Annotated in this window: 3 protein-coding genes; 1 reads left to right on the top strand and 2 read right to left on the bottom strand. The window is 71.2% G+C overall.

Translation table 11 applies throughout. The features are described 5' to 3' along the window. Positions 1–612 precede the first annotated feature (612 nt). Positions 613–3,558, top strand: a complete 2,946-nt coding sequence (locus ACNAW0_RS29930; protein WP_416291396.1) for a glycoside hydrolase family 2 TIM barrel-domain containing protein — start codon at positions 613–615, stop codon at positions 3,556–3,558. A 142-nt stretch (positions 3,559–3,700) separates the two neighbouring features. On the opposite strand, the gene ACNAW0_RS29925 is transcribed toward ACNAW0_RS29930, so the two are convergent. Both ACNAW0_RS29925 and ACNAW0_RS29920 read right to left on the bottom strand, forming a co-directional pair. Continuing rightward, positions 3,701–4,282: a GNAT family N-acetyltransferase gene (locus ACNAW0_RS29925; protein WP_416291395.1), complete on the bottom strand. Its 582-nt coding sequence runs from the start codon at positions 4,280–4,282 to the stop codon at positions 3,701–3,703. A 131-nt stretch (positions 4,283–4,413) separates the two neighbouring features. Further along, entirely contained in the window at positions 4,414–4,812 is a 399-nt protein-coding gene (locus ACNAW0_RS29920; RefSeq protein WP_416291394.1) for a DUF1062 domain-containing protein, read from the bottom strand. Positions 4,813–5,065 lie beyond the last annotated feature (253 nt).

The raw sequence follows: 5,065 nt of genomic DNA, 5'->3' as shown, positions 1-5,065 counted from the left end.
CTCCTCGGTGCTGGTGCGACCCATTCTGGTCACGTTCACCACAGGGACGGAGCCAGTCACCAGTTCTCGACATCACACCGTCCGAAGGACGGCGCCGCTGCCCGACGCGGCACCGGCACGCCGGTCGTTCGCCCGGATCGCGGCAGCCTGGTGCAGCGGTGCCGACGAGCGGCGGCGGCCCTGTTGGCCGTGCTGCGCCGCGACGCGCACCTGCCGTTGAGCGTAGCGGAGCACGCCCGCTGGCTGGGTACCACTACGGCGGCGCTGCGCGCGCAGGTGCGCCGGTCGGCCGGCTGCGGCCCGAAGGAGTTCCCGGTCCGGGCCCGGCTGAGCCGGGCCAAGGACCGGCTGGCCGGCATGGGCCTGCCGATCGCGGCGGTGGACCGGCGGGTGGGCTATGCGCCGGGAGTACTTCGGCCGGCTGTTCCACGGGTACACGGGCCTGCCGCCGGGCCGGTTCCGGCTCGAAGCGATACCGGCCGGACGAGGGGTGACAAGTCACCGGCGTCGCGCCGACCCCGTGCGCCAGGTCGAAGGTTGACCCTCCTGAGCTGGAGTGAAACGATTATCCAAGATCATGTCCGGAGGCGAGACGCGAGGCGAGGACACGACGTGACGCTGCCGTACTACGAGGACCCCGGACCCGGCCACGGAGCGCTACCGGCCCGGGCCTGGTTCCGCTCCGACGCACCCTGCATCGACCTGACCGGCACCTGGCGGTTCCACCTGTCCGACACCGTCGCCGGGGCACCCGACGGCTGCTGGGCCCCGGACTTCGACGACTCCGGCTGGCTCGACCTGCCGGTACCGTCGAGCTGGCCGATGCATGGGCACGGGCGACCGGCATACACGAACGTGGTGTACCCGTTCCCGGTCGAGCCGCCGCACGTGCCGACCGACAACCCGACCGGCGACCACCGGCGGCGGTTCACCGTGCCGGCGAACTGGGCCAACGTACCGGCCGTGCTGCGCTTCGACGGGGTGGACTCGTGCGCCCGGGTCTGGCTCAACGGCCACGAGCTGGGCGTGACCCGGGGCAGCCGGCTGCCGGCCGAGTTCGACGTGACCGGCGTACTGCGCCCGGGCGCGGAGAACGTCCTCGCGGTACGCGTGCACCAGTGGTCGTCCGGCAGCTACCTCGAGGACCAGGACATGTGGTGGCTGCCCGGGATCTTCCGCGAGGTGACCCTGCTGGCCCGCCCGGCCGGCGGGGTACCGGACCTGTTCGTGCACGCCGGCTACGACCACCGCATCGGCACCGGCACGCTACGGGTGGACACCACCGCCGACGCCACGCTGACCGTGCCCGACCTGGGCCTGGTCGACGCGGCGGTGAACACCGAGCACGTGCTCGGCGGCGTGCGCCCGTGGACCCCGGAGACCCCGGACCTGTACGACGCCGTGGTCGCCACGGCGACGGAACGCGTCCGTGTCCGGATCGGGTTCCGGACGGTGGCGATCGTGGACGGCGTGCTGACCGCCAACGGCCAGCGCATCCAGTTCCGCGGGGTGAACCGGCACGAGTTCCACCCCGACCTGGGCCGGGTGGTGCCGCCGGAGACGGTGCGCGCCGAACTGGAGCTGATGAAGCGGCACAACGTCAACGCCATCCGGACCAGCCACTACCCGCCGCACCCGCTGCTGCTCGACCTCTGCGACGAGATGGGGTTTTGGGTAGTCGACGAGTGCGACCTGGAGACGCACGGCTTCCAGTGGTTCGACTGGCGGGGCAACCCGTGCGACGACCCGGCCTGGCGCGACGCGCTGGTCGACCGGATGCGCCGCATGGTCGAGCGGGACAAGAACCACCCGTGCGTGGTGATGTGGTCGCTGGGCAACGAGGCCGGCGTCGGTACCAACCACGGCGCTATGGCGCAGTACGCCCGCGAGCGCGACCCGGACCGGCCGCTGCACTACGAGGGCGACCGGGACTGCCGGTGGACCGACGTGTACAGCCTGATGTACCCGCCGGTCGACGAGGTCGCCCGGATCGGCCGCCGGGAGGAGGCGCCGACCAGCGACCCGGGCCTGGACGCGCGGCGCCGGGCCATGCCCCTGATCCTGTGCGAGTACGCGCACGCCATGGGCAACGGCCCGGGCGGGCTCGCCGACTACCAGCGGGTGTTCGAGCAGTACGAGCGCTGCCAGGGCGGCTTCGTCTGGGAGTGGCTCGACCACGGCATCCGGCAGCGCACCTCGGACGGTCGGGAGTTCTTCGCCTACGGCGGCGACTTCGGCGAGGAACTGCACGACGGCAACTTCGTCGTCGACGGGCTGGTCTTCCCGGACCGTACGCCCTCACCCGGGCTGACCGAGTTCGCCAAGGTCGTCGAGCCGGTCCGGATCGAGGCCGGCCCGGACGGCAGCGGCACACTGCGGGTCACCAACCGGTACGACCACCGGGAACTGGACCACCTGCGCTTCACCTGGGTGCTGGAAGAGGAGGGCCACGCCGTCGCCGACGGCGAGCTGCCGGTGCCGCAGCTACCGCCCGGCGGGCACGCCGACCTCGACCTACCGCAGCTGCCGCGGACCAGCGGCGAGACCTGGCTGACCGTGCGCGCGGTGCTGGTCGGAGACTGGCCGTGGGCGCAGGCCGGGCACGTGGTCGCCTGGGGCCAGCTGCCGGTCCGGCCGGCACCGCTGCCGAGCGACGCCTGGCCGAGTGGTTCGCGCCCGCGTCACGGTACGGGCGGCGGCCCCGGCACGGACCGCGGCACGGTCGGCGGCGGCGGCGGCGGCGGCGGGGTCATGCTCGGACCGGCGGTGTTCGACCCGGCGCGCGGCACGCTGGTCGAGCTGTTCGGGCTGCCGGTCGACGGGCCGAGGCTGGACGTGTGGCGGGCGGTCACCGACAACGACTGCGGCTCGCGACGCGGTGTCCGCTTCGCCGAGCAGTGGCGCGAGCTGGGCCTGCACCGGATGCACCACCGGCTGGTGGCGTTGACCTACGCCGACGACGCGGTGGTGGTACGTACCCGGGTCGCGGCGGCCCAGCAGCAGGTCGGCCTGCTGGTGACATACCGGTGGACCGCCGACGCCGACGCGGTCGGCCTGCAGGTCGCGGTGGCCCCGGACGGCGACTGGCCGCCCGTGCCGCTGCCCCGCCTCGGGCTGCGCATGGCGGTACCGGCCGACCTGGACACCGTGGACTGGTACGGGCCGGGACCGGGCGAGGCGTACCCCGACTCCCGCTGCGCCGCCCGGGTCGGCCGCTGGTCGGCGACGGTCGACGAGCTGCAGACGCCGTACGTGTACCCGCAGGAGAACGGGAACCGGGTCGACGCGCGCTGGCTGCGGCTCACCGACCGGTCCGGCACGGGTCTGCTGGTCACTGGGCACCCGGTTGTCGACTTCACCGCGCGGCGCTGGACCAGCGAACAGCTCGACGCGGCCCGGCACACCACGGACCTGGTCCCCGGCGACCGGATCCACCTGAACCTCGACCTCGGGCAGACCGGACTGGGCAGCGGCTCGTGCGGCCCGGAGGTGGCCGAACGGTACCGGCTCCCCGTGGCACCGGCCCGGTTCGCGGTGACCGTACGGCCAGCCGGCTAACAATGAAGGCGCCGTCGACAGCGAAGTAGCCGCGGTTGTGTGCCTACCTCAACGCGGCTATGAGAGTGCACGGTGCCGGCCCCTCGGCGCAGCGATGCGAAGCACCCGGATGCCGGGCGACGTCGCGCGAGGGAGAGAGGACTCAGCGGGCGGGCGCCGGCTCGGACGACGGCCGCCACTCTCGCCTGATCAGCCCGTAGACCCACGAGTCAGAGACCTCGCCGTTCACGATGCAGTCTTCCCGCAACGTCCCTTCACGCACGAACCCGAGCTTCTCCAGCACGCGGGAAGATGCCACGTTGCGTGTATCGGTCTCAGCCTGGACGCGATTCAGGTCCAGCGTGTCGAATGCCCACCGCAGCAAAGCGCGCGCGGCCTCCGTCGCGTAGCCGTGGCCCCACGCTGCATCGTCGAAGCAGTAGCCCAGCGACGCGCTGCGGTAGTCCGGATTCCACCGGTTCAGGCTGCACCAGCCGATGAACGCCCCGTCGGAGTCACGATCCACGGCCAGCCGCGCCCCGGTGCCCCTCTCTGCCATCTGCTGGCAAGCCGTGATGAACCGCTCAGAGCGCACGCGTTCGCTCCACGGTGGCGCGTCCCAGTAGCGCAGCACGTAGGCGTTGCTGTGCAGCGCGAAGAGGTCGTTTGCATCCGCGTCGTCGAAAGGACGCAGTCTAAGGCGAGTGGTGTGCAGCGTGGGGGTGGGCAGCGACATGGGCGTCATGTTCCCTCCTGTGATTGGTGGCCGATCAACCAGACATCCGGTGCCGGCCACTCGCAATGGGTTTTCTCGGCGGGGCGGGCGGAACGACGTGCTCGCTCATCGGCACGTCCGGACGTATGCACCCCGGGCGTTCACCTTCGTCGCCGGTATCGGGCCGGCCCTGACCTTCGTTCGCGCGTCATGAGCGACCGCGCGCGGACCGCATGATGCAGTCCGAGGCAAGGCCACCTTGCCTCTCGCCCCGGCTCAGGCCAACGGCGGGAGGAGTTGCCGGAGTAGGCCTTCAGAAGGATCGGATCCAGGTGCCGGACCGGGACGCGATCGTGAACGGTGATTTTGCTGGTGCGGTCGCAGGAAACGCAGGCGACCAGGGGCCAGATGTTGAGGAGTTTGCCGTTGGCAATGACGCGGAACTTCCCGTCGCCGATGCTGGCGAGGTCGGAATCGCAGTGGGCGCAGCCGAATGCGAGCAGGGGAAGCCGCGTGCGCCCAACGGTCCAGGGCAGCACGATATGAGGACGCGTAGACATGATCTCTCCAAAGACCTGACGGAAGGCATGGGAAAGGAACCGACGGCGACGTCGGCGACCAATGCACGGACAAGGTGTCAGGTCTAAGAAGCAGGCGGCGTCACGCGGGGTGAAGTCCTCTCGTGAGTGCGTCGGAGAAGGAGATCTAGTTAAAAGGTAGGGCGGAACGGGCTGGCGAGGCCACCCATTTTGTCCTGATGCTGAGCACTGAGGGGCGGGGTCGGCGAGCTGGGCGTCGACCACTCGCCGATCG

This window comes from Micromonospora sp. SL1-18 (genome assembly GCF_047921505.1).
Lineage (GTDB): Bacteria > Actinomycetota > Actinomycetes > Mycobacteriales > Micromonosporaceae > Micromonospora.
This window is presented reverse-complemented; position numbering and strand designations above follow the sequence as displayed.